Origin of the sequence: Pseudomonas sp. H9 (assembly GCF_004353925.1) — a bacterium.
GTDB lineage: Bacteria > Pseudomonadota > Gammaproteobacteria > Pseudomonadales > Pseudomonadaceae > Aquipseudomonas.
On the sequence record NZ_SMOK01000007.1, the window covers coordinates 65,229 to 82,024 of the forward strand.

The window sequence follows — 16,796 nt, forward strand, 5'->3', positions numbered from 1 at the left end:
TCCCCCCTTCCTTCGGAGCCTTACATGTCCCGCGTTACCCTGAGTCGCTATTTGATTGAGCAGACCCGCAGCAACAGTACTCCTGCCGATCTGCGCTTCCTGATCGAAGTGGTGGCGCGTGCGTGCAAGGAGATCAGCCACAACGTTTCCAAGGGCGCCCTGGGTGGTGTTCTGGGCAGCATGGGCACTGAAAACGTGCAGGGCGAAGTCCAGAAGAAACTGGACGTGATCTCCAACGACATTCTCCTCGAAGCCAACGAGTGGGGCGGTCACCTGGCCGGCATGGCGTCCGAAGAAATGGACAACGCCTACCAGATTCCGGGCAAATACCCGAAAGGCGCCTACCTGCTGGTCTTCGACCCGCTGGATGGCTCGTCGAACATCGATGTAAACGTGTCGGTCGGTACCATCTTCTCGGTGCTGCGTTGCCCTAACGAATACCTGAGCCAGAACGAAAGCCTCAACGAGCAGGCCTTCCTGCAGCCAGGCACCAAGCAGGTCGCTGCCGGTTACGCGATCTATGGTCCGCAGACCATGCTGATCCTGACCCTGGGCAACGGTGTCAAAGGTTTCACCCTGGACCGCGAACTGGGCAGCTTCGTGCTGACTCACGAGAACATCAAGGTGCCGGAAACCACCGCTGAATTCGCCATCAACATGTCCAACCAGCGTCACTGGGAAGCCCCGGTTCAGCGCTACGTTGGCGAGTTGCTCGAAGGCGAGACCGGCCCGCTGAAAAAGAACTACAACATGCGCTGGATTGCCTCGATGGTTGCCGATGTACATCGCATCCTGACCCGTGGCGGTCTGTTCATGTACCCGCGCGATGCCCGTGAGCCTTCCAAGCCAGGCAAACTGCGCCTGATGTACGAAGCCAACCCGATGTCGTTCATCATCGAACAGGCTGGCGGTGCTTCCACCGACGGCACCCAGCGCATCCTCGACATCCAGCCCGATAGCCTGCACCAGCGTGTGGCAGTGTTCCTCGGTTCCAAGCAGGAAGTCGAGCGCGTTACCGGTTATCACCAGGAGTAAGTCATGCTCGCACCTTGGCAGCCGTTACTGGAGTGGTGGTTCGGATGGGGCACCAGCCCCCAGAGCGTCGCTGACGAGAAGAGTACCCTGTGGTTCGGCAAGCACCATGATGCCGAGGCGCAGGAGCGCTTCGGTGACCTGGTCGAGCATGCCCTGGCTGGCGGCCTGGATGAGTGGCAGCAAAGCCCGCAGGGCTGGCTGGGGCTGATCCTGCTGCTGGATCAGTTGCCACGCATGATCTACCGCGATACGCCGCGCGCCTTTGAAGGCGACCGGCGTGCGCAGGTGGTGGTCATGCAGGGGCTGCAGAAGAACTGGGACTTTCAATTGCTGCCGATCCAGCGGGTGTTTGTCCTGCTGGTGCTGGAGCATGCCGAAGTGCTTGATTGGCAGAACATCAGTGTCGAGCGCAGCAAGATGCTGCTCGACGCCCAGCCAGAGCGTGACCGGGTGTTGTTCGAAGGGTTTCTTGACTACGCCGAACAGCACCAGCGGGTGATTGCCCGCTTTGGTCGCTTCCCGCACCGTAACCTGGTGCTGAACCGACCGAGTACCGATGAAGAAATGGATTTTCTTCTGGAGCCAGGGTCGCGGTTTTGAGCTGAACTGCATCGCGGGGCAAGCCCGCTCCCACAGGTTGGTGAATCACCTTTGTGGGAGCGGGCTTGCCCCGCGATTGCTTCACGCTTAAATCCTGAAACTACCCACCAGATGCTTCAAACGGCTGGCCTGATTCTCCAGGTCATTGCAGGCGCGCAATGTCGCTTGCAGGTTTTCCACCCCTTCCTGATTGAGCATGTTGATCTCGGTAATATCGACATTGATCGACTCGACCACGGCTGTCTGCTCTTCGGTGGCGGTGGCGACCGACTGGTTCATGCCATCGATCTCGCCAATGCGTTGGGTCACGCTGCCCAGACGCTCACCCGCCTGATTGGCAATACCGACGCTGTGCTGGCTGTGGCTCTGGCTTTCGGTCATGGTGCTGACCGCCACTTGCGCGCCCGCCTGCAGCTCTTCGATGATGCGCTGCACCTGTTGTGCCGAATCCTGAGTGCGGTGGGCCAGGTTGCGCACTTCATCGGCAACCACGGCGAAGCCGCGCCCGGCTTCACCGGCGCGTGCGGCTTCGATGGCGGCATTGAGGGCCAGCAGATTGGTCTGTTGCGAGATGCCGCTGATCACTTCCAGAATCTGGCCGATGTTCACCGTGTTGGCATTGAGCGTTTCGATGTTGCCGCACGAATCGCTGATGCGGTTCGACAGTTGATGCATGACCTCGATGGTTTGCTCCACCACCTGCTGGCCCTCTTCCGCCAGGCTGCGCGCATCGCTGGAGTGCTGCGAGGCGAGGGCGGCGTTCTGGGCGATCTCCTGAGCGGCGGCGCCCAACTCGTTGATTGCAGCGGCCACACTGCTGGTGCGGCTGGCCTGTTGGTCAGCATTATGGATCGACGCATTCGAGGCACTGATGACACGCAGAGCGACTTCGTTGACCTGCCCGGTGGCCGACGACACTTCACGGATCGACTCATGGATGCGTTCGACAAAGCGGTTGAACGATTGCCCGAGGCTGCCGAATTCATCCTGGCCGTGGATGCATAGGCGGCGGGTGAGGTCGCCTTCACCTTCGGCGATGTCATGCATCGCGCGACCCATGACGTGCAACGGCTCCATCAGTACGCGGATCAGTACGCCGAGCAGGGCGATGATGATCAGCACCGCAATCACCGTGGCCACGATTGCCGAGGTGCGCAACTCGCTGAGCATGGCAAAGGCAAAGTCCTGGTCGAGTACCAGAGCCACATACCAGTCCGCCGACGGCACGCCGTTGACCTTGGTGAAGGTGATGAACTGTTGATGACCGTTTTGCTCAGCCTCTTTCAGGCCGCTGCCAATCTGCGGAGTGTTATGGGGGTAAGCTTCGCTCAGGTCTTTGAGTACCAGCTTGGTATCGGGGTGCACGAGGATTTTGCCGGCGCCGTTGACGATAAAGGCCTGGCCATGGCCGTCGAAGTTCAGTGCGTTGATGATTGCGCTGATGCTGTCCAGATCAGTGTCGGCACCGTTCACACCGATCAATTGGCCTTGGTGCAGCACTGGCGTGGCCAGGGTGATCACCAGCTTTTGCGCGGACGCCGAAATATACGGCTCGGTAATGATGGTCTGGCCCGCGCTGCTGGCGGCTTTGTACCAGCCGCGTACGCGTGGGTCGTAGTCAGCGGGGCGACTGCCCAGCGGCACCGACTGCATGTAACCATCCTGGCCACCAAAATAGGTCAGGAGAAAATTACTGCCGTACACCGGCAGGTTGAGGCTACGGGTCAGGATATCTTTATTGGCGCCTTCTACAGCCAGTTGCTGAGACAGCGACTGCAGGATTTGCACACGGCTTTGCAGCCAGGTCTGGATGTTGCTACTGGTCAGGCTGCCGAGCTCTTGCATGGACGCTTCGGTGTTATTACGCAAGGTTTGGCGCTGACGGTAATCGTTGAACAGGACAAAGCAGGTAAAGGCAACAGCGACCACCAGGGCGGCGGCCAGCAAAATCTTGTGGCTGAACTTCAGGTTTTTTGTCATTGCGAGGTCTATCTGCACACAGCGGGTCAACGGGAGGGCGCGGCAATTCGTCGCAGCGCTTTCCTGTGTCGTCCGGTGCCGGAAAAAGATTAACCCCGAATCGGTCTATACGACCAAAGGTACGCAATTGGCGGCAGGAAAGCGCGCGGGCTTGGGAACCAGAGCCGGATTTGCCCTTCTAAGCTGTCAGTAGGCCACCGCGCCTACGCCCTCATGTCCAGGAGTGACCTTTCATGTCGTTGCGTTCCCTCGCCCTGCTGTCCTTGTGCGTGTTTCTGACTGCGTGCAACAAGATCAATCAGGAAAACTATTCACAGCTTAAGGCCGGCATGGCCAAGGCCGAGGTTGAAAAGCTGCTCGGTTCTCCTAAGGAGTGCTCTGGTGCACTGGGCATGTCCAGTTGCACCTGGGGTGACGAGAAGAGCTTTATCAGCGTGCAATACGCTGCCGACAAGGTGCTGATGTATTCAGGGCAGGGGCTCAAATAATGAAACCGGTGTATCTGCTGCTGGCCCTGTGTGCCGGCCTGATTCTTGGGGGCTGCGCAAGTTCGGGGACAGGGCCGATACCGCCCAAAACGGTCGCAAGCGTCGACCTCAAGCGTTACCAGGGCAAGTGGTTTGAGCTGGCGCGTCTGCCAATGTTCTTCCAGCGCGACTGCGCCCAGTCCGAAGCGCATTACAACCTCAGACCGGATGGCTCGGTGGGTGTGCTCAACCGTTGCCTGACGCTAGAAGGTGAGTGGCAGGAAGCCAGTGGAACGGCCACAGCACAAGTGCCGGGAAAAACCGACAAGCTCTGGGTGGAGTTCGACAACTGGTTCTCGAAAGTGCTGCCTGGTGTGGCCAAGGGTGAGTACTGGGTGCTGTATGTCAGCGACGACTACCAGACAGCGTTGGTCGGCAACCCGGATCGCAAGTACCTGTGGATACTGTCGCGTACGCCAACCGTACCGGCCTGGCAGCGTGAGAGCCTGCTGGCCAAGGCACGCCAGCAAGGTTATGACACTACCCGTTTGATCTGGCGGGTGTCGGATACTGATATCGCTGTGCATAAGCCTTGATGGCCTGATCGCGGGGCAAGCCCGCTCCCACCGCATCGGTAGGAGCGGGCTTGCCCCGCGATGATCAAATACCAGCTCTTGTAACAATTATCGGAAGCGCCCTACATATCCCCTGGCGCCTGCCCGCTAGGCTTCGCTCTCTGACTACAGGGAGTAATGCATATGGCAAGCTACGGTTACATGACCATCACCGGTAAGACGCAAGGTCTTATCTCGGCAGGCTGTTCAACTCAGGATTCGATCGGCAACAAATGCCAGGCCGCCCATACCGACGAGATCATGGTGCTGGCGCTGAATCACCGCATGGCCAACGTGGGCAACATCAAACGCGCCACGCACACACCAATCGTAATTACCAAGAATGTCGACAAATCCTCACCGTTGCTGGCGCAGGCCCTGAGCAATCGGGAAGAGATTAAGTGCACCATCCGCTTCTACCGCACGTCTGCCTTCGGTACTCAAGAGAAGTACTACACCATCGAGCTGGAAGGTGGCCAAGTCGCTGACCTGCTGCTCGATTTGCCTCACGCCGTGCTACACAGCGATGCCGAAGCGCAAGAGCAGATTTCCTTTCGCTATCGCACTATTACCTGGACTCATCACCTTGCGGGCACATGCGGCATCAGCTTCTGGGAGGAAGATGAATGAGCAGTCGACCTTCGCCTTTGCGGCTCGACAGTGACGCTTTTTGGGAGGTCAACGATGCGGCCGTCCGCTTGACGAAACAGGCGTGCACATCGAGTGCACGGCTGCTGCGCGATGGTAGGCAGCGGATGCAGTTCAATCGGGAGCTTGCCTATTACGCCAAGCGGGTGGTGGATGATGTTGAGTTGGGTAATAGAACGCCTGAGTCGGGGCTTGCTGAACTCATTCAGACGATGCGCAGATTGGCGGTGGCGACTGTTGAAGTAGGGAGGAAAAGCATAGGTGTAGTAGCTGGTGGCGCGCAGGTAGCAACTGGGGTAGGTATTTGCTACGGCTCAGCGGGGACGCTTTGTGTGGTGGCGGGTATTCCACTGATGGCGCATGGGGCTAACAATATGTATGAGGGAGGCCGGAATATCTTTGAAGATCGCACTGATGTAGAGGGGCCGGTAAGGAAGGGGTATCAAAAAATCGCTGAAGGGCTAGGGGGGACAAAGTCCGCAGGGAATGTCGCATACGCGGCTACGGACATAGGGTTATCGGGTTATAGCCTATTTAGAATGGTTGTGAAACCTGGCGCCTGGCGCCTGTTTTATCGTATGCCCTCTGATTACATGCGTGCTTACAATAGTGCAGGTGTTTTTTCTTTGTCTGTGGAGGCGGGGTCAAATATTTCAAGTGTTCGGCAGATACAAGAGGAGCTGGATAATTGAAGCTTCTGTTGTATTTGACTTTGCTCATTGCTGGGCTTTGTCTTGGTCGTTACTTCAAGAGAGCTTTCACAGGTCCAGATTTGGGCTTTCCAGGGGTTTTCTTTTGTTTTTTGTTTAATGGATTTTTTATCGCGCTGCATTTGGATATTGTCACGTATGGAGATATATTTTTCGTTGGTGACGTGTCCAGCAGTGTCGATGAGTATCCACTTGTTCTTTGGTTGGCGATAGTTGCTGCAGTTGTACAGGCGACATTTATTCCAAAAAAGGACTGAGCGCTTGCAGGGTGGTTGAGTTGCTTGCTCTAGAAACTTCAGTTGTCAGCGGTTTTTATTGGTTTCCGAGTGACTATGTGAGGTCTTGCAGTGCAACTGGTAAAGTGCCTCTAATTACTTAGGTGAATGCTAATGGTCAAAGTATTTGCCAGGTGCAAAAAGAGTTTTGCTAATGACTATATGGATTTATGTGGTTGTATCTTTTCTGGGGCTTTGGTCTGGATACCTTTTGAAAATTCGCTTCACTGGGCCTGATTTAAGCATTCCCGTAGCACTGCTCTGTATTCTATTTGCTTGCTTTCTAGTTTGCGTTCATCTAGGTGTTGCGTTTTATCAAGACCTGTTGTTTGTTGGCGATATCACTCGTTTGCTTGAAAAGCATCCGGTGGTTATATTTTTTTCACTTATTAGTGCATTTGTTCAGGCGACCTTCCTTCCGTTAAAGACGGAGCCTGCATCAGCTAGCTGATTTTTAGATGACATGCATCGATGTCATTGCTTTTGATGCCTTGCCCTGTGAGCAGAGTAAGGCATTTTTTGTATATCAACCCAAAACCGCCTTCAGTACACCGGCAAACGCCTGCGCACTTTCTTCTTCTTGGGCATGCCGCCCGTGGCGCACCACCCACTGGCCATTGACCATCACATCCCGCACCTGACGATCACTTCCGGCGAACAACCAGCGATTAAGAATGCCATCCTCGCTGGCAGTCGCCAGATACGGATCGGCACCATCAAGCACCAGCCAGTCCGCCCGTTTGCCCACGGCCAGTTCACCAATCGGCTGTCCCAGCGCCTGCGCACCACCGCTTAACGCGGCGTCATACAAGGTCCGTCCAACCATCGGCTGATCGCCGCGATACAGACGATTGCGGCGCTGGTCACGCAGGCGCTGGCCGTATTCCAGCCAGCGTAGTTCTTCGACCACGCTCAGCGATACATGGCTATCGGAACCGATACCCAGGCGTCCGCCCTGGGCCAGGTAGTCCACTGCCGGGAAGATGCCGTCGCCAAGGTTCGCTTCGGTGGTCAGGCACAGGCCTGCGACGGCTCCGCTGCGGGCCATCAGCTCGACTTCGTCGGGCTCGGCATGGGTCGCGTGAACCAGGCACCAGCGTTGATCAACTTCGGTGTTTTCGTACAGCCATTGCAGAGGGCGGCGCCCACTCCAGGCCAGGCAGTCGTCGACTTCCTTCTGTTGCTCGGCGATGTGGATATGTACTGGGCAGGCCTTGTCGCTAGCCTCCAGCACCTGGGCAATCTGCTCTGGAGTCACCGCGCGCAGGGAATGGAAGCACAGGCCCAGCGCCTGGACAGGCTGCTTCGCCAGGTGAGGCGCGAGCCGCGCTTGCAGGTTCAGGTACTGTTCGGTGCTGTTGATGAAGCGTCGCTGACCTTCGTTTGGCGCCTGCCCACCGAAGCCTGAATGGCTGTACAGCACCGGCAGCAAGGTCAGGCCGATGCCGCTGGCGCTGGCCGCCTGGCTGATACGCAGCGACAGCTCGGCTGGGTCGGCATAGGGCTGGCCATGGCTGTCATGGTGCACATAGTGAAACTCGGCAACGGAGGTGTAGCCGGCCTTGAGCATCTCGATGTACAGCTGGCGGGCGATCACCTGCAATTGCTCGGGGCTGATCTTGCCGACCAGGCGGTACATCAGTTCGCGCCAAGTCCAGAAGCTGTCGTTAGGGTTGCCCGCGACCTCTGCCAACCCGGCCATTGCTCGCTGAAACGCATGCGAGTGCAGGTTGGGCATGCCCGGCAGCAACGGGCCAGCCAGACGTTCGGCGCCTTCTGCTTGGGCGCCAGGCTGAATACGGCTGAGCAAACCATCGGCACCGACCTCGATTCGGACGTTTTCGGCCCAGCCCGTAGGCAGCAGCGCGCGCTCGGCAAAGAAGACGGACATCGGTGCAACACCTCATTGTGATTATTTGTATATACATATACAGACGTTTGCCTGCTGGGTAAACTCCGGCAAGCTACGTTCATTCAACCGAACAAGGACATTTTCCGTGCCGACACCTCCTGTCTCCGCGCTGGTTGCCCAGATGGGCGAGGGGCCGGCGCCGCTGTATGCCCGGGTCAAGCAGATGATTGCCCAGCAAATCCAGAATGGTAGCTGGCCGCCGCACTACCGCGTGCCGTCGGAAAGCGAGTTGGTCAGCGAGCTGGGCTTCAGTCGCATGACCATCAATCGCGCGTTGCGCGAACTTACCGCCGAAGGTTTGCTGGTGCGTATGCAGGGCGTTGGCACTTTCGTGGCCGAACCCAAGACCCGCTCGGCGTTGTTCGAGGTCAACAACATTGCTGACGAAATCGCTGCTCGCGGCCACCAGCACACCTGCAAGGTCATCACCCTGGCCGAAGAAGTGGCCGGTTCCGAGCGCGCCCTGGCCCTGGACATGCGTGAGGGTCAGCGGGTGTTTCACTCGTTGATCGTGCACTACGAGAACGGTGTTGCCGTGCAGATCGAAGACCGCTTCGTCAACGCGCAAATCGCTCCGGATTACCTCAAGCAAGACTTCACCCGGCAGACGCCCTACGCCTACCTGTCCCAGGTCGCCCCGTTGACCGAGGGTGAACACGTGGTCGAAGCGATCCTCGCCGAGCCGGAAGAATGCCGTTTGTTGCAGATCGAACCGAGCGAGCCGTGCTTGCTGATTCGTCGTCGTACCTGGTCGGGGCGTCAGCCGGTGACTGCCGCTCGTCTGATTCACCCCGGTTCCCGTCACCGTCTGGAAGGACGCTTCAGTAAATGAGCCAGTTGCAGGTTTTACGCGCCAAAGATTACCCCCGCATGCCGTGGAAGAACGGCGGCGGCAGTACCGAAGAGATCGCCCGCGATGCCGGCGAAGGCCTTGATGGGTTCGGCTGGCGCCTGTCGATTGCCGACATCGCCGAGTCGGGCGGTTTCTCCAGTTTTGCCGGGTATCAGCGGATCATCACCGTGCTTGAAGGCGAGGGCATGCGTTTGCAGGTGGATGGCCAGGCCACCCGGCCTCTGCTGCCGTTCGATGCGTTTGCCTTCAGTGGCGAAAGCCAGGTCAGCTGCACCTTGCTCGGCGGTTCGATCCGCGATTTCAACCTGATCTATTCGCCCGAGCGCTACCGTGCCCGTTTGCAGTGGCTCGATGGCAGCCAGCGGGTATTCAGCTCTGCTTCGACGCTGTTGTTGTTTGCAGCAGCAGCCCATGTGGATGTGGCACTGAGCGGTCAGGCGCCGCAGCAGCTCGGTCGTTACGACTGCTTGCAGTTTGAAGCCAACGCCACCTTGCAGACCTTGAACGTGCAAGGCCGTTGCTGCCTGATCGAGCTTATCGCGCACTGAAATTGTTACGCCTCGGCCGAGCGAATCGGCTGAGGCTGACCCGAGGTGGTGCAACGCCACTGGTCGGTTTTGCTGCACGTCTTATTCCTTGAGAAATTTTTTTCATCGCCATTCACACGCGTTGCGAAGCTCTGCTGCCTGCGCTCCAGCCGGTGCGAGGGGGATTGCGGTGAGTTGGCTTTTCAATTGCCTATGCTTGTACATACAAGTAAATATGTGTTTGTATAAGCACCATCACACACCCAATGCCTGGGTTGGTTTGAACTGATCGCTTAGGAGCCGTTTCCGTGACTGACAATAAATCCAATAAATTCCGTGACGTCGAAATCCGCGCTGCGCGTGGCAACACGCTGACCGCCAAGAGCTGGTTGACCGAAGCGCCGCTGCGCATGCTGATGAACAACCTCGACCCGGAAGTGGCGGAAAACCCGAAAGAACTGGTGGTCTACGGTGGCATTGGCCGTGCCGCGCGTAACTGGGAGTGCTACGACAAGATCGTCGAGAGCCTGACCAACCTCAACGAAGACGAAACCCTGCTGGTGCAGTCGGGCAAGCCGGTCGGCGTGTTCAAGACTCACGCCAACGCGCCGCGTGTGCTGATCGCCAACTCCAACCTGGTACCGCACTGGGCCAACTGGGAACACTTCAACGAACTGGATGCCAAGGGCCTGGCCATGTATGGCCAGATGACTGCCGGTAGCTGGATCTATATCGGTAGCCAAGGCATCGTTCAGGGCACCTACGAAACCTTCGTAGAAGCCGGCCGCCAGCACTACAACGGCAGCCTCAAAGGCAAGTGGGTACTGACCGCAGGCCTCGGTGGCATGGGCGGCGCCCAGCCACTGGCCGCCACCCTGGCCGGCGCCTGCTCGCTGAACATTGAATGCCAGCAGAGCCGCATCGACTTCCGCCTGGCCAGCCGTTATGTCGACGAGCAAGCCAAGGATCTGGATGACGCCCTGGCGCGTATCGCCAAATACACCGCTGAAGGCAAAGCCATCTCCGTCGCTCTGCTGGGCAACGCTGCAGAAGTCCTGCCTGAGCTGATCAAGCGTGGTGTACGCCCAGACATGGTCACCGACCAGACCAGTGCCCACGATCCGCTCAATGGCTACCTGCCTGCCGGCTGGACCTGGGAGCAGTACCGCGATCGCGCCCAGACTGAACCCGCTGCAGTGGTCAAAGCGGCCAAGCAATCCATGGCTGTGCACGTTAAAGCCATGCTGGAATTCCAGAAGCAAGGTGTGCCGACCTTCGACTACGGCAACAACATCCGTCAGATGGCCAAGGAAGAAGGTGTGAGCAATGCCTTCGACTTCCCAGGCTTTGTACCGGCCTACATCCGTCCACTGTTCTGCCGTGGTATCGGCCCGTTCCGCTGGGCTGCGCTGTCGGGTAATGCCGAAGATATCTACAAGACCGACGCCAAGGTCAAGGAACTGATCCCTGACGACGCCCACCTGCACAACTGGCTGGACATGGCCCGCGAGCGCATCAGCTTCCAGGGCCTGCCAGCGCGTATCTGCTGGGTTGGCCTGGGCCTGCGCGCCAAGCTGGGCCTGGCATTCAACGAAATGGTACGCCGCGGCGAGCTGTCGGCGCCGATCGTGATTGGTCGCGACCACCTGGACTCCGGTTCGGTCTCCAGCCCTAACCGCGAAACCGAATCCATGCGTGACGGTTCCGATGCCGTCTCCGACTGGCCGCTGCTCAACGCCCTGCTCAACACCGCCAGCGGCGCGACCTGGGTTTCGCTGCACCACGGTGGCGGCGTAGGCATGGGCTTCTCCCAGCACTCGGGCATGGTCATCGTCTGTGACGGTACCGACGAGGCCGCTGAACGTATCGCTCGCGTACTGACTAATGACCCGGCCACCGGTGTCATGCGTCACGCCGATGCCGGTTACCAGATCGCCATCGACTGCGCCAAGGAACAGGGCTTGAACCTGCCGATGATCACAGGCTGATCTGCGGTAAATGGTTGATACTGATATCTATGCAGGCCAAAGCGCCTCACGAGTACGGAGCATTAACGTGACTGAATTGACCCTGAAGCCTGGCACCTTGACCTTGGCTCAGCTGCGTGCGATCTACCAGCAGCCGGTGAAACTGAAGCTGGATGCCAGCGCCGATCAACAGATCGATGACAGCGTTGCCTGTGTCGAGCAGATCCTGGCGGAAAACCGCACCGCTTACGGCATAAACACCGGTTTCGGCCTGCTGGCCTCGACCCGTATCGCCAGCCATGACCTGGAAAACCTGCAGCGCTCGCTGGTACTGTCGCACGCCGCTGGCGTTGGTCAGCCGCTCGACGATGCCATGGTGCGTCTGATCATGGTGCTCAAGATCAACAGCCTGAGCCGTGGTTTCTCCGGCATTCGCCGCAAAGTAATCGACGCGCTGATCGCCCTGATCAACGCTGAGGTTTATCCGCACATTCCACTCAAAGGCTCGGTGGGTGCCTCCGGTGACTTGGCACCGCTGGCGCATATGTCGCTGGTGTTGCTGGGTGAAGGCAAGGCGCGCCACAAAGGCCAGTGGCTACCCGCCACTGAAGCCCTGGCGGTTGCTGGCCTTGAGCCGCTGACCCTGGCGGCCAAGGAAGGGCTGGCGCTGCTCAACGGCACCCAGGCCTCCACCGCTTATGCGCTGCGCGGCTTGTTCGAAGGTGAAGACCTGTTCGCTGCAGCTACGTCGATCGGTGCGCTAACCGTCGAAGCCGTGTTGGGTTCGCGTTCGCCATTCGATGCCCGTATCCATGCTGCCCGCGGCCAGCGTGGTCAGATCGACGCCGCTGCCTGCTACCGCGACTTGCTCGGCGATGGTAGTGAAGTGTCCGCGTCGCACCAGAACTGCGGCAAGGTGCAGGATCCGTACTCGCTGCGCTGCCAGCCACAAGTCATGGGTGCTTGCCTGACTCAGTTGCGCCAAGCTGCCGAAGTGCTGGGCATTGAAGCCAACGCGGTGTCCGACAACCCGCTGGTGTTCGCCGCTGAAGGTGACGTGATCTCTGGTGGTAACTTCCATGCCGAGCCGGTGGCGATGGCGGCCGACAACATCGCCCTGGCGATTGCTGAAATCGGCTCGCTGAGCGAACGCCGTATCTCGCTGATGATGGACAAGCACATGTCCCAGCTGCCGCCGTTCCTGGTGGCCAATGGTGGGGTGAACTCCGGTTTCATGATCGCTCAAGTGACCGCTGCCGCACTGGCCAGCGAGAACAAGGCGCTGGCCCACCCGCACAGCGTCGACAGCCTGCCCACTTCGGCCAACCAGGAAGACCATGTGTCGATGGCACCGGCTGCTGGCAAGCGTCTGTGGGAAATGGCGGAGAACACCCGTGGCGTCGTTGCCGTGGAATGGCTGGCCGCTGCTCAAGGGCTGGACCTGCGCGAAGGTCTGAAAACCTCGCCGAAGCTTGAGCAAGCGCGTCAGGCACTGCGTGGCAAAGTGGCGTTCTACGAGAAAGACCGTTTCTTTGCACCCGACATCGAGGCGGCAATCGCCTTGTTGGCTGAAGGCTCGCTGACCGCGCTGTTGCCGGCCAAGGTACTGCCTAGCCTGTAATTCGGCCTATCGCGGGGCAAGCCCGCTCCCACCGCAGTCAACCTGTGGGAGCGGGCTTGCCCCGCGATCATCCCCCTCACGACCAGAACAACAATAAGGACGTGACATGCAACAAGCAGAAGGGCTCAAACGTGGCCTGACGGCCCGCCATATCCGCTTTATGGCGCTCGGCTCGGCAATCGGTACCGGTCTTTTTTACGGTTCTGCCGCAGCCATCCAGATGGCTGGTCCGGCCGTATTACTGGCTTACCTGATTGGTGGTGCCGCAGTCTTCATGGTTATGCGCGCACTGGGCGAAATGGCCGTGCATAACCCGGTCTCCGGTTCATTCGGCAGCTATGCCAGTACCTACCTGGGGCCCATGTCGGGGTTCATCCTGGGGTGGACCTACGCCTTTGAAATGATCATCGTCTGCCTCGCTGATGTGACCGCATTCGGTATTTATATGGGCTTCTGGTTCCCTGAAGTCGAACGCTGGATCTGGGTACTAGGGATCGTCTTCCTGATCGGCGGCCTGAACCTGTGTAACGTCAAAGTCTTCGGCGAAATGGAATTCTGGCTGTCGTTGCTCAAAGTCGGCGCCATCGTTGCAATGATCCTCGCCGGCTTCGGCATCATGGTCTTTGGCCTGAGTAACGCCAGTGCCGAAAACGCTGTGGGTGTCAGCAACCTGTTTGCCCACGGCGGCTTCATGCCCAACGGAATCGGTGGCCTGATCGCCTCGTTTGCCGTGGTGATGTTTGCTTTCGGTGGCATTGAGATCATCGGTATCACTGCCGGTGAGGCCAAAGATCCGCAGCGCGTGCTTCCCAAAGCGATCAACGCTGTACCGATGCGCATTCTGTTGTTCTACGTGCTGACCCTGTTTGTGCTGATGTGCCTGTATCCATGGCCACAGATTGGTAGCCAGGGCAGCCCGTTCGTGCAGATTTTCAGTAACCTGGGCATCGGTTCGGCAGCAACCGTGTTGAACATTGTGGTGATCTCGGCGGCGGTGTCGGCCATCAACAGCGACATCTTTGGTGCCGGCCGGATGATGTACGGCCTGGCCCAGCAGGGGCATGCGCCGAAAGGCTTCGCCAAGATTTCCCGGCACGGTGTGCCATGGATGACCGTTCTGGTCATGGGCGCAGCGTTGCTCGGTGGTGTGGTGCTCAACTACCTGATCCCGGAAAACGTGTTCCTGCTGATTGCCTCGATCGCTACCTTCGCGACCGTCTGGGTGTGGCTGATGATCCTGCTCACTCAAGTTGCGATGCGCCGCAGCATGAGCCCTGAACAAGTCGCTGAGTTGAAGTTCCCCGTGCCGTTCTGGCCCTATGGACCCGCATTGGCGATTGCCTTCATGGTGTTCGTGTTCGGTGTGCTCGGCTATTTCCCTGATACGCAGGCAGCGCTGCTGGTTGGCTTGGTCTGGGTGCTGTTTCTGGTCGCTTCCTACCTGCTGTGGTGCAAACCTCGGGCAGCGAAAGTCGAAGCCCTGACGGCCCAGGATCCGTCCCAACTTCAGCGCTAACAACGGAGAGATTGTATGAAAACCCTCTGGCAGCACTGCCATGTGGCGAGCATGGCTCAAGGCACTTACTCGATTATCGAGGATGCAGCGATTGTTACCAGCGCCGGCCACATCGAGTGGATCGGCCCGCAGGCGTCGCTGCCGCCCCTGAGCGCTGACAGAACCGTTGACCTGGGCGGCGCCTGGGTCACGCCGGGGCTGATCGACTGCCACACCCATGCGGTATTCGGTGGTAATCGCAGCGGTGAGTTCGAGCAGCGTCTGCAAGGGGTCAGCTACGCCGATATCGCCGCACAAGGCGGCGGTATTGCCAGCACCGTGCGTGCAACCCGCGCGGCGAGCGAAGATGAGCTGTTCGCCAGCGCTCGCCAACGGGTACAAGCGCTGATGCGCGATGGCGTGACCACGCTGGAGATCAAGTCGGGTTACGGCCTGGATCTGGCCAATGAACGTAAGCTGCTGAAAGTCATTCGTCGTCTGGGTGAGGAACTGCCGCTGACCGTGCGCAGCACCTGCCTGGCGGCGCATGCCCTGCCGCCGGAGTACAAGGATAGGGCAGACGATTACATCAGCCACATCTGTGACGACATGCTCCCGGCGCTGGCGGCCGAGGGGCTGGTCGATGCGGTGGATGCCTTCTGTGAGTACCTGGCCTTCTCGCCGGATCAGGTCGAGCGCGTATTCATCAAGGCGCGGGAACTGCAGCTTCCGGTGAAGCTGCATGCCGAGCAATTGTCTTCGCTGCATGGTTCAAGCCTGGCTGCGCGCTATCAGGCGCTGTCGGCTGATCATCTGGAGTTCATGACCGAAGAAGATGCCATTGCCATGGCTGAATCCGGTACGGTTGCGGTCCTGCTACCGGGCGCGTTCTACTTCCTGCGTGAAACCCAACTGCCGCCCATGGATGCCTTGCGCAAGCACGGGGTGAAGATCGCAATTGCCAGCGACCTGAACCCGGGCACTTCGCCGGCACTGTCACTACGTTTGATGTTGAACATGGCGTGTACCCTGTTCCGCATGACGCCCGAGGAGGCATTGGCTGGCGTAACCCTGCATGCGGCGACAGCGCTGGGGCTGGGGCATAGTCATGGTTCGCTGGAAGTGGGGAAGATGGCAGATTTTGTGGCCTGGCAAATCGAGCGTCCGGCAGATCTGTGCTACTGGCTGGGCGGTGACTTGCCCAAGCGGGTGGTGCGCCTGGGCCGTGAAATTTTCAATTGAAGGAGGGCCGATGGACAAGGTACTGAGTTTTCATCAAGGCAGCCTGCCGCTGCTGATCAGCATGCCTCATGCCGGCCTGCGCCTGACGCCTGTGGTCAAGGCCGGTTTGGTTGAGCAAGCGCAAAGCTTGCCCGATACCGACTGGCATATTCCGCAGCTGTACGACTTTGCCCGTGAAGTGGGCGCCAGTGTGGTGGCGGCCGAGTACTCGCGTTTTGTCATCGACCTGAACCGCCCTGAGGATGACAAACCGCTGTACGCGGGCGCTACCACAGGCCTGTACCCGGCCACCTTGTTCGAAGGCGAGCCGTTGTTCCAGGCGGGCAAGGAGCCTTCGCCGGAAGAGCGTACCGAGTACCTGGAAGGCATCTGGCGCCCGTATCACGACACGATCCGCCGTGAGCTTGCGCGCCTGCGCGAGCAGTTCGGTTATGCATTGCTGTGGGATGCACATTCTATTCGCTCGCATATCCCGCACCTGTTCGACGGCAAACTGCCGGATTTCAACCTGGGCACTTTTAACGGCGCCAGTTGTGATCCGCAGTTGGCCGAGCAGCTTCAGGCGGTCTGTGCTTCGGCGCAACAGTACAGTCATGTGCTCAATGGCCGCTTCAAGGGTGGGCATATCACCCGCCATTACGGTGACCCGGCCAATCACATCCACGCCGTACAGCTGGAGTTGGCGCAGAGTACCTACATGGAAGAGTTTGAGCCTTTCAAGTACCGCGAAGACCTGGCACAGCCGACTCAAGTGGTGTTGCGCCACTTACTGGAAGCGACCCTGACCTGGGCTCAAGGCCGCTACGCGCAGTAATGCATGAAACCCGCCCTTGATAAAAGGGCGGGCGAT

17 protein-coding genes and 1 pseudogene are annotated in these 16,796 nt (G+C 58.9%); 15 read left to right on the forward strand and 3 right to left on the reverse strand.

Annotated features, from left to right (window positions below; translation table 11 throughout):
* The first annotated feature begins 24 nt into the window (after positions 1-24).
* Both E1573_RS05095 and E1573_RS05100 read left to right on the forward strand, forming a co-directional pair.
* Positions 25-1,035: a class 1 fructose-bisphosphatase gene (locus E1573_RS05095; RefSeq protein WP_133211255.1), complete on the forward strand. Its 1,011-nt coding sequence runs from the start codon at positions 25-27 to the stop codon at positions 1,033-1,035.
* 3 nt (positions 1,036-1,038) lie between these two features.
* Positions 1,039-1,635 carry a DUF924 family protein gene (locus E1573_RS05100; RefSeq protein WP_133211257.1) on the forward strand — a complete coding sequence of 199 codons (597 nt, stop codon included), beginning with the start codon at positions 1,039-1,041 and terminating at the stop codon, positions 1,633-1,635.
* An 87-nt stretch (positions 1,636-1,722) separates the two neighbouring features.
* Here the strand turns inward: E1573_RS05100 and E1573_RS27160 are convergent, their stop codons facing one another.
* Both E1573_RS27160 and E1573_RS27165 read right to left on the reverse strand, forming a co-directional pair.
* Entirely contained in the window at positions 1,723-2,553 is an 831-nt protein-coding gene (locus E1573_RS27160; RefSeq protein ID WP_371925130.1) for a methyl-accepting chemotaxis protein, read from the reverse strand.
* 24 nt (positions 2,554-2,577) lie between these two features.
* Positions 2,578-3,615 (reverse strand): annotated as a pseudogene (locus tag E1573_RS27165) (cache and HAMP domain-containing protein); the annotation flags it as partial.
* A gap of 233 nt (positions 3,616-3,848) precedes the next feature.
* Between E1573_RS27165 and bamE the strand changes: the two are divergent.
* The 6 genes from bamE to E1573_RS05135 all read left to right on the forward strand — a co-directional run bounded on the left by bamE (position 3,849) and on the right by E1573_RS05135 (position 6,780).
* Positions 3,849-4,103, forward strand: coding sequence for an outer membrane protein assembly factor BamE (gene bamE / locus E1573_RS05110; protein ID WP_133211261.1), 255 nt, complete (start codon positions 3,849-3,851; stop codon positions 4,101-4,103).
* Entirely contained in the window at positions 4,103-4,678 is a 576-nt protein-coding gene (locus E1573_RS05115; RefSeq protein ID WP_133211263.1) for a lipocalin family protein, read from the forward strand. Before bamE ends, E1573_RS05115 begins: the two co-directional genes overlap by 1 nt.
* A gap of 162 nt (positions 4,679-4,840) precedes the next feature.
* Positions 4,841-5,326: an Hcp family type VI secretion system effector gene (locus tag E1573_RS05120; RefSeq protein ID WP_133211265.1), complete on the forward strand. Its 486-nt coding sequence runs from the start codon at positions 4,841-4,843 to the stop codon at positions 5,324-5,326.
* Positions 5,323-6,036, forward strand: coding sequence for a DUF4225 domain-containing protein (locus tag E1573_RS05125; RefSeq protein WP_133211267.1), 714 nt, complete (start codon positions 5,323-5,325; stop codon positions 6,034-6,036). Before E1573_RS05120 ends, E1573_RS05125 begins: the two co-directional genes overlap by 4 nt.
* Complete coding sequence (locus E1573_RS05130; protein ID WP_133211269.1) at positions 6,033-6,311, forward strand: hypothetical protein; 279 nt, start codon at positions 6,033-6,035, stop codon at positions 6,309-6,311. Before E1573_RS05125 ends, E1573_RS05130 begins: the two co-directional genes overlap by 4 nt.
* 172 nt (positions 6,312-6,483) lie before the next feature.
* Positions 6,484-6,780 (forward strand): hypothetical protein, encoded by a 297-nt coding sequence (locus tag E1573_RS05135; RefSeq protein ID WP_133211271.1) that lies wholly within the window; start codon positions 6,484-6,486, stop codon positions 6,778-6,780.
* Between the two features lie 75 nt (positions 6,781-6,855).
* On the opposite strand, the gene E1573_RS05140 is transcribed toward E1573_RS05135, so the two are convergent.
* On the reverse strand, positions 6,856-8,220 hold the full coding sequence (locus E1573_RS05140; protein WP_133211273.1) for a formimidoylglutamate deiminase: 1,365 nt from the start codon (positions 8,218-8,220) through the stop codon (positions 6,856-6,858).
* Positions 8,221-8,362: 142 nt separating this feature from the next.
* Between E1573_RS05140 and hutC the strand changes: the two genes are divergently transcribed.
* The 7 genes from hutC (at position 8,363) to hutG (ending at position 16,760) form a co-directional block, all read left to right on the forward strand.
* Positions 8,363-9,073, forward strand: coding sequence for a histidine utilization repressor (hutC, locus tag E1573_RS05145; protein WP_165957296.1), 711 nt, complete (start codon positions 8,363-8,365; stop codon positions 9,071-9,073).
* A complete protein-coding gene (locus E1573_RS05150) occupies positions 9,070-9,642 on the forward strand; it encodes a HutD family protein (RefSeq protein ID WP_133211277.1) in 573 nt (190 codons plus the stop codon). The genes hutC and E1573_RS05150 overlap by 4 nt, the downstream gene beginning before the upstream one ends.
* A gap of 287 nt (positions 9,643-9,929) precedes the next feature.
* Positions 9,930-11,609, forward strand: coding sequence for a urocanate hydratase (gene hutU / locus E1573_RS05155; protein WP_133211279.1), 1,680 nt, complete (start codon positions 9,930-9,932; stop codon positions 11,607-11,609).
* Between the two features lie 67 nt (positions 11,610-11,676).
* A complete protein-coding gene (gene hutH / locus E1573_RS05160; RefSeq protein WP_133211281.1) occupies positions 11,677-13,209 on the forward strand; it encodes a histidine ammonia-lyase in 1,533 nt (510 codons plus the stop codon).
* A 106-nt stretch (positions 13,210-13,315) separates the two neighbouring features.
* Positions 13,316-14,725 carry an amino acid permease gene (locus tag E1573_RS05165; protein ID WP_133211283.1) on the forward strand — a complete coding sequence of 470 codons (1,410 nt, stop codon included), beginning with the start codon at positions 13,316-13,318 and terminating at the stop codon, positions 14,723-14,725.
* Between the two features lie 15 nt (positions 14,726-14,740).
* Positions 14,741-15,946 carry an imidazolonepropionase gene (gene hutI / locus E1573_RS05170; RefSeq protein WP_133211285.1) on the forward strand — a complete coding sequence of 402 codons (1,206 nt, stop codon included), beginning with the start codon at positions 14,741-14,743 and terminating at the stop codon, positions 15,944-15,946.
* A gap of 10 nt (positions 15,947-15,956) precedes the next feature.
* Complete coding sequence (gene hutG, locus E1573_RS05175) at positions 15,957-16,760, forward strand: N-formylglutamate deformylase (protein ID WP_133211287.1); 804 nt, start codon at positions 15,957-15,959, stop codon at positions 16,758-16,760.
* The last annotated feature ends 36 nt before the right edge of the window (positions 16,761-16,796 follow it).